The 20,626-nt window shown below is 47.2% G+C and carries 9 protein-coding genes; 5 read left to right on the top strand and 4 right to left on the bottom strand.

What is annotated here, in order from left to right:
- Positions 1-140: 140 nt before the first annotated feature.
- Positions 141-1,757 carry a bifunctional pantoate--beta-alanine ligase/(d)CMP kinase gene (locus QUB70_RS06630; protein WP_332979133.1) on the bottom strand — a complete coding sequence of 539 codons (1,617 nt, stop codon included), beginning with the start codon at positions 1,755-1,757 and terminating at the stop codon, positions 141-143.
- Between the two features lie 996 nt (positions 1,758-2,753).
- Positions 2,754-3,830 carry a septal ring lytic transglycosylase RlpA family protein gene (locus QUB70_RS06625; protein ID WP_332979132.1) on the bottom strand — a complete coding sequence of 359 codons (1,077 nt, stop codon included), beginning with the start codon at positions 3,828-3,830 and terminating at the stop codon, positions 2,754-2,756.
- 492 nt (positions 3,831-4,322) lie between these two features.
- On the opposite strand from QUB70_RS06625, the gene purM reads away from it, so the two are divergent.
- From purM to QUB70_RS06605, 4 genes are all read left to right on the top strand, one after another.
- On the top strand, positions 4,323-5,345 hold the full coding sequence (purM, locus tag QUB70_RS06620; protein WP_332979130.1) for a phosphoribosylformylglycinamidine cyclo-ligase: 1,023 nt from the start codon (positions 4,323-4,325) through the stop codon (positions 5,343-5,345).
- 759 nt (positions 5,346-6,104) lie between these two features.
- Positions 6,105-7,937, top strand: a complete 1,833-nt coding sequence (locus tag QUB70_RS06615) for an iron uptake porin (protein ID WP_332979128.1) — start codon at positions 6,105-6,107, stop codon at positions 7,935-7,937.
- 297 nt (positions 7,938-8,234) lie between these two features.
- The gene (locus QUB70_RS06610; RefSeq protein WP_332979126.1) at positions 8,235-9,698 is read left to right on the top strand and encodes an ABC transporter substrate-binding protein/permease; all 1,464 of its coding nucleotides are present in this window, start codon (positions 8,235-8,237) and stop codon (positions 9,696-9,698) included.
- On the top strand, positions 9,664-10,413 hold the full coding sequence (locus QUB70_RS06605; RefSeq protein ID WP_332979125.1) for an amino acid ABC transporter ATP-binding protein: 750 nt from the start codon (positions 9,664-9,666) through the stop codon (positions 10,411-10,413). The genes QUB70_RS06610 and QUB70_RS06605 overlap by 35 nt, the downstream gene beginning before the upstream one ends.
- Before the next feature lie 567 nt (positions 10,414-10,980).
- Here QUB70_RS06605 and QUB70_RS06600 read toward each other — a convergent pair.
- Positions 10,981-16,986 carry a DUF4347 domain-containing protein gene (locus QUB70_RS06600; RefSeq protein WP_332979123.1) on the bottom strand — a complete coding sequence of 2,002 codons (6,006 nt, stop codon included), beginning with the start codon at positions 16,984-16,986 and terminating at the stop codon, positions 10,981-10,983.
- A gap of 319 nt (positions 16,987-17,305) precedes the next feature.
- Complete coding sequence (locus QUB70_RS06595; RefSeq protein WP_332979122.1) at positions 17,306-18,361, bottom strand: UPF0104 family protein; 1,056 nt, start codon at positions 18,359-18,361, stop codon at positions 17,306-17,308.
- Between the two features lie 104 nt (positions 18,362-18,465).
- Between QUB70_RS06595 and QUB70_RS06590 the strand changes: the two genes are divergently transcribed.
- The gene (locus QUB70_RS06590; protein ID WP_332979121.1) at positions 18,466-20,511 is read left to right on the top strand and encodes a S8 family serine peptidase; all 2,046 of its coding nucleotides are present in this window, start codon (positions 18,466-18,468) and stop codon (positions 20,509-20,511) included.
- Positions 20,512-20,626 lie beyond the last annotated feature (115 nt).

The raw sequence follows: 20,626 nt of genomic DNA, 5'->3' as shown, positions 1-20,626 counted from the left end.
TTTTTATGAACAGGTAAGATGCCTGTTCCACAAGAAAATCTACTCTTTGTGGAACAGGCATCTTGCCTGTTCTTGAGAATGGTGCAAGATGTGAGTTTAACCGGATTTGATATGAGGGCGATCGCCCGCCACTCCTAAAATTAACTTTTAGGGCCGATTCTCTGTTTGTACAAGCCGACAATCCGATCGATAACTTCGGCAACAGTCAGATTATCTGTTTGAATGGACACAGCATCTGCGGCTTTGCGCAAAGGTGCAACCTCGCGGGTGCTGTCCTTTTCATCTCGCAGGGCGATGTCTTGTTCTAATTGTGCCAAGCTAATATTAGCCCGATCGGTATCTTTAAGTTCTAACAGCCGCCTGCGCGATCGCTCTTGTACCGAAGCCGTCAAAAAAATCTTCAGTTCCGCATCGGGAAACACGTTAGTGCCGATATCGCGGCCTTCTGCTATAATTCCGCCTTTTATGCCGCAGCGCCGCTGTTCCTCCACCAAAAACTGCCGCACGGCGGGAATTGCCGCCATTTCCGAGACGCGGGATGTCACTTCCAAACTGCGAATTGCCTCGGTTACGTCTTCGCCGTTAATCTTCAACATCTTGGATGCGGGATCGAGGTTGTATTCCAAATAGCTGGAACTGATTAATTCGGCGATCGCGCATTCGTCGGAAATCGGCGTGTCTGTTTTCAATGCCAGCCAAGTCAGCGCCCGATACATCGCGCCGGTATCGAGATAAAACAAGTTTAAAGCTGTTGCTGCAAGGCGAGTTACGGTAGATTTGCCTGCTCCCGCCGGGCCGTCGATCGCCACAATTGGTCGGCGGTTGCTGAGAATTATATTGTCAATCAAACGAGTAGAGCCGACTCTGGCTGCTACGGCTAAAAGTCCCGCAGTTTCCACAACCTGCAAAGGGGTCAAAGTGTCGGGATCGACGAGTTCGGCGTATTCGAGCTTGACTGCCGGCTCTCCTGCGACTGCTGCGCGCGCGGCAGCAAGTGCGGCCGCTGCGGTGCGATCCCCTGAAGAAAAAGTTTCCGAGGCTTGTTGCAGGGCGCGGTAGAGTACGGAGGCTTGCTGTTTTTGCTCTGCTGTTAAATACTGATTGCGAGAACTCATTGCCAGTCCCGACTCTTCGCGGACGATCGGACAAGCGACAATCTCTACAGGCAAGTTAAAATCAAAAGCCAGCTTGCGGATAATTGCTAGCTGCTGCGCGTCTTTCTGACCGAAATAAGCTTTTGTCGGCTGCACCAAACTCAAAAGTTTAGTCACAATTGCCGCGACGCCCTGAAAATGACCGGGCCTCGACTTGCCGCACAAAACCGATGTCATCGCCGGCGGCGGCACTACTTGAGTTAATGATGAAAGGTGAATCTCTATCTGTTTTTGGGCGGTTTGCTCTGTTTCTGTACGCGCGGCGAAGCCATCCCGTTGGGAATCGACTGCTTGGTTGCCGAACATTTCCGTTGCTGAGGGAGCAAATATGGCATCAACCCCAGCTTGTTCGCACAACAGCCGATCGTGCTCGAAATTCCGAGGATAATCTTGAAAATCTTCTGTCGGCCCAAATTGCAGCGGGTTGACAAAAATGCTGACCAGGGCGATCGCATTTTCTTGCCTTGCCCGCTGGATCAAGCTCAGATGCCCTGCGTGCAAAGCTCCCATCGTCGGCACTAAACCGACTGTCAAATTAGGTGCAGCAGACTTTTGTAAATTTAAGTAGCAGCGAAGTGCTGCAATGGTAGTAAACAGGCGCACCGATCAACTCTCCTGAAGGCATCCGGCAGAATACAGAATTTATTTGTCAGAATTTGTTCTATCTGACATCTTGCACCACCGTCCAGAACAGGCAAGATGCCTGTTCCACAAAGAATGGTGCAAGATATCAGTTTTATTCTAGAGCGGTTCTCAAGAAAGTAAGGTACTGATTCATTTACGCGCTCACACATCTCAACACTGCTGAGCAATGATGAATGTGTAACGATAGCTTTGCCGCAAGCGGTAAAGGAGGAATCCCTCAAAGTTATAGGCAATAGCCTATAACGCTTTAAACACCTATTTTCACGTCTTGGTTTTGACGCTGGTTTGTCTTAATTGAGTGGTCGATATATCACCACTCAAACGAACCAGACACGGTGCAATACCGATCTCTTTGATTTTACCAAAACGTGATAACCAAGCGCGATTATTTCTATTGTGCGGATAATCACCGTAAAATTCAGCAAATCAATCGACAGGACTAAACTCTTCCAATGCCCTGCGCGGGCCAATGCCCAATGCCCAATGCCCAATGCCCAATGCCCAATGCCCAAGAACACCTCATATTACTGAGAAAGGCTATACTTTCTGCCTTCTACACTTGGGATAAGTTTTGTATTCTGCCTTACCAGAAAGAATTGGTTTAAAGCCGCAACCCTTGTAGGGAGAAATTAGACCTCTTGCAAAAATAACTAGGACGGGCTCTCCGGCCCATCCCACAAAATTTTTTTTCTTGTGGAACGGGCATCTTGCCCGTTCCAGAATTTGATTAAAAGGATTTTTGCAAGAGGTCTATTAAAAGCAGACTATTCATGACTCGAATCTTCTTCCTTCTTTTGTCAAGTGCTGTCAACAGTCAACAGTCAACAGTCAACAGTCAACAGTCAACAGTCAACAGTCAACAGTCAACTGCCAACTGCCAACTGCCAACTGCCAACAGTCAACAGTCAACAGTCAACAGTCAACAGTCAACTGTCAACTGCCAACTGCCAACTGTCAACGTCCACCAGTTGTTTGCTGCGGCCGTTCGATCACTTCGATTTCCACTCTCGCAACGCCGCTGCTCATCATTCCCAGCACGCTGGCGGCGCCGGCGGACAAGTCAATGAGCCGATCGCCCACATAGGGGCCTCGGTCGTTAATGCGGACGACTACGGTGCGGCCGTTGTCGAGATTTCTCACCATGACTCTAGTTCCGAAGGGCAAATTGCGGTGCGCTGCCGTCATATCATTTTGGTTGAAACGCTCGCCGCTGGCGCTGAGGTTGCCGTCAAATCCCGGGCCGTACCAGGAAGCCCAGCCGTTGAGGCGCAATTGAACTGGGCCCATAGACAGGACGGGGGGTTCTGGTTGGGGTTGGCCTGCGACTTCTTCCAGGGGTGGGGCGTTGCCCAGAAGCCTGCGGAGGCGATTTGTTGCTTGGAGGGCGTCTCGGCTAAAGTCGCTGGTGGTGTCTGGGAGGATGGTTTCGGCGTTGATGTTTACCAAGTCCTCGCCGTTTGCCTGGATAATGTAGCGATCGCCTTTTTCCCACTTAACGGTAATGCTGTTCGGATCGATGTTGTTGCGGGCTAGCTGGTTGAGTCTTGCTGCTAAGCTTGATGCCCGCCATACTGGATCGGGTTCTTGATTGCTTGAGTTGCTGGCAATGTTTCCGACTTTGGGATTTTCTTTCTGGCCCGCTACTTTCAACTGACTGCTAGCACGGGCTTGGCTGTCGCCGGTTTCTCCGAAAGGCGTGTTTGTTTCGGGACTTGTGTTGAGAAAGGTGATGACTGGAATGTTTCGCACGTAGACTGTCGCTGCTTGTCGCCCGCCTAAGTCGTGGGGCTGAATTTTGGCGATCGAGTCTCGGTCAATTTCAGCTCTTGCTTGATACTGATACTGTCCGACTTTTTGTGCTTCGACCCGAGTAGCGCTTAACTGCGGGGACGGTTGGGTGGCAATTACTTGCTTGTAAGCCTGAGAGTTTTGCTTGCCGGCACCTGTTGCTTGTGCGTGACAAGATGATGCCGTTCCTACCACAGGAACTAACAGGGCAGCGAGTAGACCACCAACAAATTTTTCCTTCATACGTCCATTTTTGTGAATAGCCATTGCCAACCGAGATTGGAGAATTGGCCGAGAGGCTGGGGCGTCAAGGATTTCTCGAAAAGCCCTTCGCCATTCCCCCGCGAGTCAAAGCAAGGTATCGGGGTGCGTTTTTGCTTTAATGCTTCAGCCCCAAAAATATTTGGCGGAAACTTCCCTGATACTTGACAACTCATAGTCGATCGGCAATTTGTGTTTTGTTCGCGAACTGCAACAGACTACCACAAACTTTTGCGGTTGGGGATCGCTCACAGCACGAAATTTACCCAAAATCGAGCGAATCTTCACAGATATCTGTCTGAGATAATGCTTTGATTTCAGTGCTTACAGCCGTTTTAACGATTCCCGAAAAATTTACAAAAATTTACAAAAATTTAGTGTATTCTGTGGGCGGCCGTTGGGCTAGTGTTAAAAAAGCTGTTTGTCAACTGTTATCGGCATAAACTAAAAATTAGAAATCGATTTGGCGGACTTATGGATTATCGACAAGCAGGTGTGGATGTTGAGGCGGGCAGAGCTTTTGTCTCGCGGATCGGGAGTATGGTCAAAAGCACGCACCGATCGGGTGTTTTGGGCGGATTCGGCGGGTTTAGCGGGTTTTTCAGCGTCCCGGAGGGTTTAAAAGAGCCGGTGATGGTTTCGGGTACTGACGGCGTTGGGACTAAGTTGAAATTGGCCCACGATCTCGATCGGCACGACACGGTAGGTATCGACTTGGTGGCGATGTGCGTCAACGACGTGCTGACATCCGGGGCAGAACCCCTCTTTTTTCTGGATTATTTAGCGACAGGAAAGTTAAATCCCGAACAATTAGCTGCGGTGGTAGCCGGGATTGCTGACGGTTGCAAGCAAGCGGGCTGTGCTTTGTTGGGCGGGGAAACGGCAGAAATGCCCGGTTTTTACTCTTCGGGTGAGTACGATTTGGCGGGGTTTTGCGTGGGAATTGTCGAAAAGAGCAAATTGTTGGACGGTTCGCGGGTGCAGGTGGGAGATGTGGCTGTGGGGCTGGCAAGTTCGGGCGTGCACAGCAACGGTTTTAGTTTGGTGAGAAAAATTGCGGGCGATTTAGGTTTTGATTGGCATTCCCAACCCGAAAAGTTAGGCGGCAAAAGTTTAGGAGAAGTGCTGCTAACTCCGACTAAAATTTATGTTAAACCAGTCCTCGAAGCAATTAAGAGCGGTTTAGAAATTCACGGCATGGCTCACATTACGGGCGGTGGTTTGCCGGAAAATTTGCCCCGCTGTTTGGGAGCAAATCAATCCGTAAAAATTGACAGCAATAGCTGGGAAAAATTGGCAATCTTTGACTGGATTGCTGAAGCGGGCCAAGTTGCTGATTCAGATATGTTCAATACTTTTAATATGGGGATTGGCTTTGTGCTGTTGGTCGCCCCCAGGGAAGTAGAACAGGCTGTTAAATGGTTTGAATCTCAGGGAATTGGTGCTTGGGCGATCGGAGCAGTTATTGACGGTAACGGAGAATTAGTGATGGGGTAAAATTAAATTTTATTGATTGGATTAAAAAAAAACGCCATTTTTTTTAGGGTTAAAGGGTTGACTTTGAAAGTCCGATAGAGTACAATCTAATAATGGGAGTGGTGGCAAAAAAAATATTTTTTCCACCACTCCCATTATCTAAAATATACCACAAAAAATCACGCAAAGTCAATAGGTAATCCTTCTTTTTAGGGCAGATTTTTTAACAAGATTTGATTTTAAAATTAAAGTATTAGTAAAAATAAATATTTGACCAAGAATTTCTTGATGGTACCCGCTACGTGATTTATCCGTGGAATCAATCCAAAATCTAAAATCTAAAATCCTCAAGCCCCCGAATTTATCCGTGGGGTCGCCTCCAAAATCTAAAATCTAAAATCTAAAATCGAATGACGCTCCTGTTAATCGCGGATCGTCTAATCGAGATGTTCGCAAATCCTGAAATGGTTGCTATAGCTGCTTGCCTGGGGAATCTGGGTTAAAAACTATCAAATTTGACAGAATAAAATTCCTAATGCCAGTAAGATTCATTTATTAACGCTCGGTTTAGCCTTATCTTCAAAATCAAATTCAATCCTCTTAAGCAGTAATTGCTGCTCGATCGCACCCCATTCCCGATCCGTTTGAGGCGAATTTAGGTTTGCACTTAACAGCCGGGACTGCAAGCAACCAACCGGATTGGATATCTAACAATCTCCATTGGCAATGTCGGTTTCGCGAGCTACGAAATGCACTTAATCAGAGATGTGAGGAGCAACAATGTCAAAAGTTTTTGGGGAATGTTTCTTGTTTTGCCTAGCTTTATTTGCCAACCTCTTGCTGGTAGAAAGCACAGTTTTTGCAGCAGAAACAACTGCGGCGCCCGTGCAAATTCCTGATGCTGAAAATGCGATCGCCCTTGCGGAACCGCAGCATCAACTTCCCGAACCAACAGACGCCCAAACTCCAGCAGCATCAATTCCCGCGCCGCCGGAAACTCTCGCCTCTGGCGCTACACCGGAAACCTCGGAAAGCGATTTAACCGCAGCATCAGATTCCGCAGCGCCCGCTTCAGTCATTGCTAGCGAGTTAAAGCAATCGGAAATCCCGGAAACTCTGTCAGACAAAAATTCGTCTCAGCAGCCGCAATCGCCATCCCAACCGCTCGATGCCGGCTCTATGAGTCAAGTGACATCAGTATCTCAACTATCCGACGTACAACCTACAGATTGGGCATTTCAAGCCCTGCAATCCCTAGTAGAAAGATACGGCTGCATCGCGGGATATCCAGACGGAACCTATCGCGGCAACCGAGCGTTAACTCGATACGAGTTTGCCGCTGGATTAAACGCTTGCTTAGACCAAGTTACCAAGCTAATTTCTGGAGGAACGGGCAACTTTGTCACCAAAGAAGACTTAGCCGTACTGCAACGATTGCAAGAAGAATTTGCCGCCGAATTGGCTGCTTTGCGGGGTCGAGTCGATGCTTTAGAAGCCCGCACCAGCGAACTCGAAGCCAATCAGTTTTCGACAACTACTAAACTGAATGCAGAGACTATTTTGGCGGTGGGCGATACCTTTGGCGACGGTGCTGTCGGTGAAGATAAAACTAATGCCAACTTTGGCTACCGAGTGCGGTTGAATTTCGATACGAGCTTTACCGGCTCTGACCGCTTGAGAACTCGGTTGCAAGCTAGAAATAGTGCTAGGTACGATCGCACTACCGGTACTCCCATGACTCGCACCAACTTTGACGGGGATAACGGATCGCAAATCATTCTGGATAAAGTCAGCTATCAGTTTACCGTTGGCCGCACCACTGTTGAAATAGGGGCAAAAGGACTTACTTCCGATGATGTTGCTCCGTTAATTAACCCTTATTTTGATAGTGCCGCTCAAGGCGCTGTTTCTCGCTTCGGAGCATTCAACCCCGCTATCTACAATACGCCTGGAGAAACGGGAATTGCCATCAATCACCTATTGACCGACAAACTGAATTTAACTTTGACTTATCTTGCCAATACCGCTGCTGATTCTACAGAGGGCAACGGACTTTTTAACGGTAGCTACGGGGCGATCGCTCAACTTACTTACTCGCCAAGTTCCGAGATCGATTTAGCATTGAGTTACGTGCGAAGCTACTCCCGCAGAGATGATGTTGACCTTTCTCTCGGCACCGGCAGCAATAATGCCAATCAACCCTTCAATCAAAGCGCGACAAGAGGGAATCATTTTGGGGTTGAAGCAAGTTGGCGGCTTTCGCCTCGATTTGCTGTGTCAGGGTGGGGCGGATATGTAGACGCTCAGCAGTTGTCTGACGGGGATGCAAAGGCAGATATTTGGAATGGTGGAGTGACTTTTGCATTCCCTGATTTGTTTGGTGAAGGCAATGTCGGTGGCATTATTGTCGGCATCCCGCCAAAGGTGACTCGCAACGATATTAAAGAAAACAAGGACAATGCTACTTCTATTCACGTAGAAGCTTTGTATCGGATTCAGGTCAGCGATTTTATCAGCGTTACTCCTGGGGTTTATGTGATTACCAATACAGATCACAACAAGGATAACGGTACAACATGGGTGGGAGTTCTGCGGACGAGTTTTAATTTCTAAAATGTTATAGAAAAAGGAAGGCACAACACTGATTTTGACACGGATACACGGATTAATTATTGAGCGTGAGTTACTTTAAGAAGGGTGCGTCAGTTAGCATTATTTTTGCTACAAACCGACAATCTCACAACTGACGCACCGCTGAACAAGTGGTGCGTCAGAATCATACTTTCTGTGCAGATTAAAAATCTCAAACCAAACGCATCCTACCACTGTTATCTATCTTTAGACTGGTGACATAATTGTGAACAATCAAATATTTTGTTGGCGAGGGGATTTTTTAGGAAAATGCTAGAAATGAAACGTTTAAAATTAAAATCAGTGCTGGCGGTGGCGATCGCGATCGCCTTTTGCTTGATTGCGATCGCCAGCCACGCCCAAGCCAACAAGACTTTAACACTGGCGACTTCCCCTGACTACCCGCCCTATGAATTTAAAGATACGGCTGTTAGTGGCAATGAAATTATCGGTTTTGACATCGATATTGCCAAATATATTACTAAAGAATTGGGCTACGAACTTAAAGTAATTGGCATGGACTTTAACGGCTTAATTCCGGCTTTGCAGGCGGGGCGAGCCGATATCGTGATGGCTGGAATGACTCCCACAGCCGAACGGAAAAAAAATGTTGATTTTTCTGACCTTTACTACGAAGCTCAAAATACAATTGTCGCCAATAAAGGCAGCAACCTCACCAAAGCTGAAGATTTAGCCGGGAAAAAAGTAGGCGTTCAACTCGGAAGTATTCAGCAGGAAGCGGTAAAGAAAATGGCTGGGGTGCAGGTGGCTCCTCTGAATAAAATTCCTGACATTATTCAAGAAATTAAATCAAATCGGCTCGCTGCGGGGGTGATCGAAGATACTGTGGCGACGGGTTATGCAGCAGCTAACCCGGACTTGGAATTTAACACAATCCCGAATACTGAAGAAAGCGGTTCGGCGATCGCCTTTCCGAAAGGTTCGAGATTAGTTCCAGAATTCAACCGAGTCCTCCAGCAAATGAAGGACAGCGGTCAAATTAAGGAACTAGCTGCTAAGTGGTTTTCTCGACCGATCGCCCAAGAAACAGCTCAAGCAAATCAGCCTGCGGCACCTGCAAAATTCGGGTTGGATTTTGGCAAAATTGCGCCGAATTTACCTTATATTTTAGGCGGAATCTGGGTAACGCTCACCTTTACCTTGCTGTCGGCATTTCTCGGCTTTCTCTGGGGAATCGTGCTGTCTCTGTTTAAAATTTCTAGCATTAAACCGCTGTTCTGGTTTGCTACTGCTTACACCTCGATTTTTAGAGGAACCCCGCTAATTTTGCAGTTGACTTTAGTTTATTTTGCAACGCCGCAGCTTACGGGCTATAATATATCTGCGCTGCAAGCTGGCGTGATTACTTTTTTCCTGAATTCTGGGGCTTATATTTCCGAAACAATCCGCGCCGGAATTCAAGCCGTAGATAAAGGTCAAAAAGAAGCGGCCGAATCCCTTGGGGTTCCCTACAAACAAATGATGGGCGATATTATCTTGCCACAAGCGTTGAAAAATATTTTGCCTGCATTGGTGAATGAAAGTATTGCTTTGCTGAAGGATTCAGCTTTGGTTTCAGTAATTGGCGTAGAAGATTTGCTGCGCCGCGCTACAATTGTGGGAGCAGAAAAGTATATTTACTTTGAACCTTTGATATTTGTCGGCGCAATTTATTATTTAATGGTACTTAGTTTAACTTGGGGGGCCAATGTACTCGAACGCAGACTCCAAAGTAGCAGTTAAGGTCGATCGCCTGTATAAATCTTTTGGCAATCTGAAGGTTTTGCGGGAGATAACTACTGAGATTCACAAAGGAGAAGTGATTGCCATTATCGGCCCTTCGGGGTGCGGCAAGTCTACTTTTTTGCGGTGTTTGAATTTACTGGAAATTCCGACTTCTGGGCATATATACATTGACGAAGTAGATATTACTTTGCCGAAAACAGATATTATGAAAATCCGCCAGAAAGTAGGGATGGTTTTTCAGCATTTCCACTTGTTCCCGCACATGACTGTGCTGCAAAATGTGACCTATGCGCCTCTAAAGGTGAAGCATATTGCTAAGGCTGAAGCGCGTCTGAAGGGATTGGAATTGTTAGAAAAAGTCGGTTTGTCAGATAAGGCGGATGTTTATCCTTCTAAGCTGTCGGGGGGACAAAAACAGCGGGTGGCGATCGCCCGCTGCTTGGCTATGGAACCGGAGATTTTGTTGATGGACGAACCGACTTCTGCACTAGATCCGGAAATGGTTAAGGAAGTGTTAGATGTGATGAAAGCTTTGGCGCAAACGGGAATTACAATGGCAATTGTGACTCACGAAATGGGTTTTGCGCGGGAAGTCGCCCACCGGATTTTGTTTCTGGATGGGGGAAAGGTGGCGGAAGATGTACCGCCGATCGAGTTTTTTGCTAACCCGAAGTGCGATCGGGCGAAGCAATTTCTGGAAAAGATGCTGTAATTCATGTAAGAATTAGAGTTTTTTACCGCAGAGGACACAGAGGACGCAGAGTTAGAGGAGAAAGAGAAAGTTGCGGTAGGGTGCGTCAGTTTGGAGATGCTCGATCGGCACAAAAAGTATAATACTGACGCACCGTTTGTTGCGTGGTGCGTCAGTTGTAAGATAGTTAGTTTGTGATGAAAATAATGCGAGCTGACGCACCCTACTTCATTGTTACTTGTTGAGGTAGGGTGCGTCAGTTTGAGATGCTCGGATCGGCACAAAAAGTATAATACTGACGCACCATTTATTGGGTGGTGCGTCAGTTGTGAGATTGTTAGTTTGTGATGAAAATAATGCGAGCTGACGCACCCTACTTCATTGTTACTTGTTGAGGTAGGGTGCGTCAGTTTGAGATGCTCGGATCGGCACAAAAAGTATAATACTGACGCACCATTTATTGGGTGGTGCGTCAGTTGTGAGATTGTTAGTTGCGGTAGGGTGCGTCAGGTTTGAGATGTTCGATCGGCACAAAAAGTATAATACTGACGCACCGTTTGTTGCGTGGTGCGTCAGCTTTGAGCCTATTTAAATTAAGCTGAAATTGGCGGCGCTGATTCTGCTAGCAGAAACTCCGTTTAAAGCAGCAATAATTTCTCCTGTTTCCGCAAACTGAATTAAAGTTGTACCGCTGTTTTCATTAACACTTAATTGATCGAATGTCAAGCTATCAGCGAGCATCAGCAAATCTTTTCCAACTTCAAAATCGGAAATAATATCGATACCGGAATTGGTGGAGAGTAAAAATCGATCTATCCCATTTCCGCCAATTAAACTATCATTTCCCGCACCTCCAATCAAACTGTCATCACCGCGATTTCCAAACAAGATATCTGCGCCGTCACTGCCGAGTAAAACATCGCTGCCTTTACCTCCGTAAACGGTATCTGCGCCGCTGTTGCCGTCGATGAAATCGCTGCCGCGTTTGGCCATGAAAATATCGCTGCCACTGCTGCCGATCAGGTTGTCGGCATCGTTTGTACCTTCGATCGCATTTGGAGAATCGCTAACAATTTCTGTTTCCCCCGTTACAACTGGAACTGCTGGCGAACTCAGTGGCTTTGCACTTTGAATTTGAGCGGTTAATGCTGTTTCGGTATTTTCAGCAACAGCCAGATCGATGCTTTTAATTCCCGCAGTGACTGCTTTTAAATCTTGCGAAGTTTCCCCTAATGCTACTTTTTGAACGCGGGCAATTTCGCTGGGAATTTCTGTCGGCTTAAAGTTAGAAACAACCGAGTCAACTCGCTGATTGGCTGCTGCCATAACTGCGGCTGCTTGCTGGGAAATTGGCAAGATTTTTTGCAAGTCCAAATTTGGATCGATCGCCCGCATTTTCCCTGCTGCTTGTTCGATAATTTGCTTTAAAGTATTGGCATTGCTGAAATTGAGAGCGCTGTTAGATTGAATGCGATCGCCAATTGCCTTCACAACTTCCTGAGTAATTGCTGCCATCGAAGCTGTGGAAGCACCGGCAATCAAATTAGCAGTTTGAGTGATGAAGTTTTGCACTTTTACCATTGCTGCCAAAACTTCAACTCCGCCCGGTTGTTGGCTGTTTGTCGCAGCTATAGGGTCGAAATTTAAAAGGTCGATATTAGCAGGCAAAGCCAGGGCCGATCGCACTCGATCGAGCGCAATTTCCGGGTCAGTTCCCCGATCTCTCAAATCTGCAACTAAACTGGTTAATAAGGTGACAACGGTAGCATCCGTGGGGGCTGTTACCGGAGTTTCTAAAGGCAAGCCGGTAGCTGTATCCGTACCGCCGATCGCGACTAAATTTCCTTCACTCGGATCGAGTTCGCCGTTTTTGTTGGTGTCGAATATTTCAAAGGGAATGTCGAGTTCAAATTCACCGCTACTTCCCGTAGTTGTAAATGGTTCGTTAGCGTCGAGAATGCTATTTTTATTGGCATCCAAAAACAGCGTTGCCCCGGCAATGTAACTGTCAATTAACACACCGCTAGGAGTGACATTCAACAAGATTGTATCGCTGGCACTCGCACCAGCTCGATCGGTGGCAGTTAGTTTAATATTCAGCGATTGTAATGTCGAAGTTGTACCGCTGAAAAGGCGGATGTTGGGGTTAAAATTGAGCCAACTCGGTAAGGGTTTACCGTTTTCTAGGGTGGCGGAATAAGTGAGGGTGTCTCCGAGATCGCGATCGACAAAAGCATCATACGGAACTTGATATTCAAACCACGATGAATTGCCTTTGCGCAAGGTGAAATAGTGCCACGGAGTCGTACTCGGCCCTCTGTTGAGTATTGGTGGATTGTTGGGGAGATTTGAGGGCGTTGGTGTAGGTGAAATTAAGGGTGGGGGTGTGGGTGTAATATCGGGTGTTGGTGTCGGGGAATTTGACGGGGTTGGTGTCGGGGAATTTGATGGTGTTGGTGTCGGAGAATTTGATGGTGTTGGTGTCGGGGAATTTGACGGTGTTGGTGTCGGGGAATTTGATGGTGTTGGCGTCGAAGAATTTGACGGTGTTGGTGTTGGTGTCGGGGAATTTGATGGGGTTGGTGTTGGCGTCGGGGAATTTGACGGTGTTGGTGTTGGTGTCGGGGAATTTGATGGTGTTGGTGTCGGGGAATTTGATGGTGTTGGTGTCGGGGAATTTGACGGTGTTGGTGTTGGTGTAATATCCGGTGTTGGTGTCGGGGAATTTGATGGTGTTGGTGTTGGATCGGGTGTTGGCGTAGGGGAATTTGACGGCGTTGGCGTCGGTGTCGGATCGGGAGTTGGTGTAGGAGAATTTGACGCAGTACCCGCATCTAAAATTCGCAGCGTTGCCGTATTTTGGGAACTTATATTTGCATTGAAATCACCCGTGATTCCGAAGGTCAATTCTTCGGTATTTTCTGGCAAGTTATCCGGTAAAATATTAACGGTAAAAGTTTTGCGGGTTTCGCCAGTATTGAAGGTAACAACAGGTGAAAAGTTGGGGGGAAGGTTCCAATCTGTACCCCAAGTTGCCGAACCAGTTGGATAAGTTATTTGTACTTCAGAAGAATTGCTGAGATTGCCGCTGCGAGTCAAACTAATAGTTGCTGGAACGATCGACAATCTGCTTTCATTTACTGAGTAAATCGGTTGGGAAAAACTGACGATCGCACTTTCGTTATTGGGCGTCGGTGTTGGTGTCGCAGGTGTCGGAGTCGGTGTGGGTGTCGCAGGCGTTGGCGTCGGTGTCGCGGGCGTTGGTGTCGGTGTCGGTGTCGCGGGTGTCGGTGTCGGCGCAGGAGTTGGAGTCGGTGTCGGTGTGGGAGTTGGCGCGGTGTCGTTATCGGTAATTGCCACGCTAACAGGCGCGATCGCCATTCCGCTATATTGAGGATCGGTACTGGTGACTGTATGGGCGATCGAACCCCTATGCGCGCCTTCGACAACCGCGTCATCTTTCGCAGTCGCAGTCACGGTTTGAGGCTGATTCCAGTTGGTGCTGTCAAAGACAATTGGGGCGATCGCATCGATTTGATTTCCCGTATTAAAACTAACTGTAACAGGTGCGATCGGCTGCGAATTTAACTGAAGGCTGTAACTTCCCGCCGCACCGCCTTCTGTCGCTGTCGTGGAGGTGCTGCTGATGCTAGCGCCTGCGGTATCGTTGTCGGTATTGGTGAGGCTGACATCGGGAGAATTGAGATTGCTGTAATTGCTGTCGGTACTGGTAGCGGCGGCAGTGATAATTTGATAAGTGCCAGATCCGTCAGCAACGCGATCGTCAACACCGGTGACTGTCACTATTTGCGGTAAATTCCAGTTTGCGGGAGTGAAGCTCAAACTATTAGTAGAAAGCGTTCCTTCGGCGGTATTGTCACTGGTTAAGTCGATGGTGACTGGCGCAGTTGGTAGAGTATTCAAAACTACGCTGAAATTAGCAGTACCGCCCGCTTCTGTTGTCACTAATCCCTCTGTTGGATTGACGGTAATGCCTGCTGTTTCGTTGTCGGCGTTGGTTATAGTGACATCATCCGCATTTAGGTTGTTGTAATCGGTGTCTGTGCTGACAGCAGGGGCAGTGATAATAGTGTAAGTTTGAATGCTGTCTGCTGCGCTGTCATCAACGCCGGTGACTGTTACTGTTTGCGGAATACTCCAGTTAGTTGGATCGAAGGTTAAACTATTAGTAGAAACGGTTCCTTCGGCGGTATTGGAACTGGTTAAACCGATGGTAACTGGTGCAGTGGGAGGCGAGTTGAGGGCGACGGTAAAAGTTGCCGTTCCTCCGGCTTCTGTGGTGTTCAATCCGGCGATCGGATTGACGTTAATGCCTGGGTTATAGTCGTCGTTAAGAATTGTCAGCGTATAGCTAGCAACATAAATTACAGAATCGGGGGCGGCAACAGGACTTGTAATGCGGGGATTTGATATGGTGATAGTAATAGTTTCATCAGGTTCGATCGAAGTATCTCCGATAATATTGATGGGTATCTCCTTATATACTTCACCGGGAAGGAAGCTGAGAGTACCGGAAGTGACGCCAGTGTAGTCCGTAATGCTATCAGCCGTTCCTGTAATGGCATAGTCAACGGTACTGGTGAAGCCATTGTCATTGAATGGGCCGTGACCAACCCTGAAGCCAGCGTAAGCATAGCCTGTGTTGCCTTCAGGTATTGAATAGGTACCGCCAACTCCGTAGGATAAGGTGCCGTTAGCTGGAATCGTCAGCGTAGTTTGTGAAATTGTCCCCGCACCTGCACCTTGCATTGTATCAAATTCGAGAACAATAGTTTCATCTGTTTCAGCTAAATTATCGTTATAAACCTGAAATGGAATATATCTAGTGAGGTCAGTCGTTCCTGCTGGGAAACTAACAAAATTGTTTAAATAATAGTCAGCACCTTCAATAGCGGCGACACTGCCGCCAGGTGTAGCACCACGCTTGATATTTACAAACACGTCCTCAGTTGGAACACCGCTGAGAGTGACAGAAAGATTCAGAAGTGGCATTCCGTCCTGTTCATTAATGGTGTAATTGGAAGCCCCGAAATTTAAAGATGGCCTACTATAAAGAACTGAGACGGAGAAATTGCCCGTCATAACTAAATCGGCGAAAGCATCGCTATTAAAGTTGCCCACTGCAACTGAGAATGGATTTTGCCCCGCATCATAGTTAGTAGCAGGATTAAAGTTACCCGTACCGTTTCCCAGCAAAATAGAGACGTTGTTGGAGTTAGAATTTGCTATAACCAAGTCGGGAAATGAATCTTGATTGAAACTCCCCACTGCAACTGAGGTGGGATTTGACCCCACGTTGTAGTTGGTAGGAGGACTAAAGCTACCCGTACCATTTCCGAGCAAAACAGAGACGTTGTTGGAGTTAGAATTTGCCGTAACCAAGTCTGGGAATGAATCTTGATTGAAATTCCCCACTGCAACTGAAGTGGGATTTGACCCCGTGTCATAGTAGGCAGTAGGAGTAAAGCTACCAATACCATTTCCCAGGAAAATTGAGACATTGTTGGAGCCATAACTCGCCACAGCCAAGTCAGGGAAACTATCGTTATTAAAGTCAGTGACTACAACTGAGCTCGAATTTGACCCCGGGCCATAGCTGGTAGCAGGACTAAAGCTACCCGTACCATTTCCCAGCAAAATTGAAAAGCTGCTGGAACTCTGATTCGCCACAGCCAAGTCGGGAAATGAATCTTGATTGAAATCGCCCACTGCAACTGAGATGGGATAAACGGAGGTGTAATAAGTCCCCACGTCATAGTTGGTAGCAGAACTAAAACTACCCGTACCATTTCCCAGCAAAATTGAAATGTTGTTGGAACTGTGATTCGCCACAGCCAAGTCAGGGAAAGAATCTTGATTGAAATCGCTCACTGCAATCGATCTCGGATTTGACCCTACGTCATAGGTGGTAGGAGGACTAAAGCTACCTGCACCATTGCCCAGCAAAATTGAAATGTTGTTGGAAAAATCATTCGCCAGAGCCAAGTCGGGGAAGGTGTCACCATTAAGGTCACTGATGGTAACGAATACAGAAGAGCCTCCTGTCGGATAGTTTCTGGGTGGCAAGAAGGAATTAAAAATGTGGCTGTAAGCTGCCATTATTTCTGACTCAAAAGCTTTAGCCGCTGTTATTTCCCCGGTTTTTACTTCTAATTCCCAGTCTCCACCTAATTCTTTGCTACCCGTAAAATTGGCTGAAGCGGCAATTTTTGCTGCGGTTAACTCGCTCAATCTTTCCACGAACGATCGCCCGATCGCCCCTGCACCCACCCTGCACCCGTAAATCAAAATCTCCGCATTTGCTGCGAGCTCGCGCCCCCACGTTTCGATTTGCCCTTTCAGCCCGCCCAAACTTTCCCAACTCAACCGAGTATTTCCTAATTGCAAGCACCCCGGCGTCCCGTGGGAAATAATATGCACCTCTGCAAAAGTGCGATCGCGCAATTTTAAACTAATTTGTTCTATCCCGTCCGCTGCGGTATCTAGCAATACAACTTCCGTTCCCGAAATTGCACCGGCAGCCAAGATTTGATAGTCAGATACACTCTTGTCAATAAACGCGATCGCTTTCATATTCTTTCTGATGGTTAAAAATTCTTTAGGTAAGCTTATGCTTTGGGGTGCAGTTTTAGCAAGCGTGGAAATGTTGAGTTTTTTGCTTTAAGAAGCGGCTGTTTCTTCCGTAAAATTACTGAATAAGCAATCTAAATTTATGAATAATTTAAGAAAAAATCGGTATAATTAGCGCGGTACAGAGCCTGTCCGGTAGCATCGGTTGTCTGTGTACGCAGCGTTTCATGTCGCGCAGCGAAACGAAAGTCGAGTCAAGCAATCCCTGGGGAAAGAGATTGCTTCGCTTGGAGTTAGCTATGACACCTTACAGAATACAAATTCATCTATTTTTTATTCCCCGATCGCGCTGCCGATCGAGCTTTGCCAAAACAGCACCCGAAACATCCGCCAGAATGCTAATTATCCGATACAAAGCCACCGCACTCAGAATTATACCCGTAGAAAAGCGATCGGACAGCAGGGCGATCGCCGTTGCTTCAAATACTCCCATTCCCCCCGGTGCTCCCGGTACGACTAAACCGACAACAAACGCAAAACAAAAAGCACCGAACAAGTTGGGAATATTGCTAAAGTTCACCGGAGTTAAAGCCGTTACAGTTAGCAAAAAACCGCAGCCCCGCAATCCCATAAAACACATTTGTCCGATTAACGGCACTAAAGGATAGCGTTTAATTGGCAAATTAATTTGGCGGCGGGACTTGACAAGCAATGTTTTTTTCGCTATATTTGAGGTAGACTCTGTACGAAAATTGAGTGCCTCGCCCGCAGCCTCCTCAGTCTTTGAATTTTCTCCATTATTCTTTGATAATTTCAACCGCTCTACAAAGAGAACGATCGGATTTAAAATTCGGGGATGAATCGCCGTTAAAATAGCAGCAAAACCGACAATCCGCAAAAACCAATTGAATTTGTCAAAACAAATCAACCCAATCAAAACGCCGGCAGAAGCCATCAGCAGCGGTTCCAGCAATACGCTGAGAGTAGCAGCTTTCGGGAAAATTCCTGCCTTTTTGGCTTCCAATATTCGACCCCAAAAATGCCAAATATTCCCCGGCAAATACTTGGCAATATTAGTTTTGAGAAAAACTTGAATCGCCCAGGCGGCATTTACAGGTTGGCGGAATTCCCGCAAAATCAACATCCACACCCAGCCGACAAAAATTAGAGAAAATAAAGTGACGCCGAGGGCGATCGCCAGCAACGGAAAACTTTCGGCTCGAATTTGGATATTCGCGACTTCTCGCCAGTGAGTTAAAAAAGCTTTGGCAATAAATAAAAACGTCCCGCCCAAAATCAAATAGCGCAAATAAGGCTTTAAATGCGATTTCGCGAGGTTGAAAAATTTCTGAATTCGATGCAAGTGTTGTTTTCCCATTTTCCGATCCCGATTTTGAATTTGGGATTATTGATTTCTTAACCACAATTTCATGTTTTAAATCTAAAATTTAGATCCATCGTAATTATACGGAGTACATTTCTATGCCCGGCCCGAGCCCTGACGGTCTTTCCTATCTTTTAGATAATAGCCCCAACAGTTTCGCCTTGACTCCTGGCTTTTTGACTCCTTATCCTAACGGACTTTTTGCCCTGGGAGGTAACGATTTTATTGTCGGTTCGTCGGATGCCGAGATACTTAGCGGTGATGACGGTAACGACAGACTCCTGGGCGGCAGCAATTCCGATACCCTGTTCGGGGGTGTCGGCAATGATTTGCTAAACGGCGGTGTCAACAGCGACATCCTGTTTGGCGATGGCGGCAGCGATACCTTGCAGGGAGGTAAGGGAGGGGACGCCCTCGACGGCGGCGGCGGTAGCGACGTTTTAGTGGGCGATGCGGGCAAAGATACGCTGACAGGGGGTTTGGGCCCAGATACCTTTGTCCTCCGCAGCGATTCAGCAGTCTCCGATCCGGCGGCAGCAGACATTATTACTGACTTTAACAGTTTTGTGGATTCGATCGGACTGACTGACAATCTAACCGAAGCTGACTTGATTCTCGAAGAAATCTCGATCGCCCCCGGTATTTCCAATACATTAATTAAAATTCGCCAATCCAATGCTATTTTAGGCTTGGTAGCCAACGCATCTCCACAAGACCTCGCCTCTACATTCATCTCTGCAACTACCGTATTGGGCAACCAACTCGATCGAGCTCGCGATTTAGGCGTTTTGGGCGGCACTCAAACGATCGCAGACTCGGTTAGCAACGCCCGGCCAGACAGTCTTTACCGCTTTACTTTGCCTGCAACTAGCGACTTTAAATTAACTGTCAGCGGTTTGACGGCAGATGTTGATGTTGCTCTAATTAAAGATATTAACGGCGACAATTCTATTGACTTCACCGATATTATTGCTTCTTCTCAAGAACCGGATTTATCGCCGGAGTCGATCGACCTCAACGCTTTGGCAGCAGGAACTTACTTTGTCCGAGTTTATCAATTCCAAAACAGTACAAACTTTACCCTAAATCTGTCTGCAACCCCTGCAACTGTTTCTGATAACAATGCGAGCAACTTGCCGGGTTTTGACTCTCGTTTCGGCTTTGGTTTGGTGAATGCCGCCGCCGCAGTTGCTAAAGCTGAGGGTGTTGCAACTTTTCCTGACGTTCCCGACTTGGGCGGCGACGAGTGGGGCAGAGATTTAATTAAAGCTCCAGAAGTTTGGGCCCGGGGCTTGACTGGAGACGGCATTGTGGTGGCAGTTATCGACAGCGGAGTTGACTACAATCACCCGGATTTGACCGGGAATATTTGGAGCAATGCGGGGGAAACCGGTGTTGATGCGATCGGTCGCAATAAAGCTAGCAACGGGGTTGATGATGACAACAATGGCTTTGTGGACGATTTTCGGGGATGGGATTTTGTCAACAGCGATAATGACCCGATGGACGATAACAATCACGGCACTCATATATCGGGTTTAGTTGCTGCGAAAAAAGATGGGGTTGGGATTACTGGAACGGCTCCGACTGCGAAGATTATGGCTTTGAAAATACTCGATAGTGCGGGAGTAGGGAAAATTAGGGATGAAATTAATGCGATTAATTATGCGGTGGCAAATGGAGCTAAAATAATTAATGTGAGTTTGGGCGGTCTACAGTTGAACGAGCAAGAATTGAATGTTATTCGAGCCGCTGAAGCTCAAGGCGCGATCGTGATTTCGGCGGCGGGAAATGATGCTCGCCCGCAAGTAGATTATCCGGCTCGGTTTGCTGGGGAGGTAGGAATTGCTGTCGGTGGTGTCACCCGAAATGGCTTGTTTGCCGATTATTCTAACCGCGCGGGAACTGAAGTAATCGACTATTTTGTTGCTCCGGGCGGCGACGGTGGCAGGGCGGATTCTGGTGACGTTTATTCAACTGTGCCGCTTTCTGAACCGGGGATTCCTTATCGATATTTTGCGGGTACTTCAATGGCAGTGCCGCACGTAGCCGGGGTAATAGCTTTGATGTTGCAGGCTAATCCAAATCTGACTCCTGCCCAAATTAAGAGGATTCTTGCAGAAACTGCCAATCGAGCTGTTTGAATTAATTGATATCTTGCACCATTGTCAAGAACGGGTTCTCCGGCCCGTTCCACAAAGAATGAGTTTTCTTGTGGAACAGGCCGAAAAGCCTGTTCCTAATACCAATTTTAAAAAA

This window comes from Microcoleus sp. A003_D6, assembly GCF_036702825.1.
Classification (GTDB): domain Bacteria; phylum Cyanobacteriota; class Cyanobacteriia; order Cyanobacteriales; family Microcoleaceae; genus Microcoleus.
Note: the sequence above shows the minus strand (reverse complement) of the source record. Positions and strands in the feature narration are given on the sequence as shown.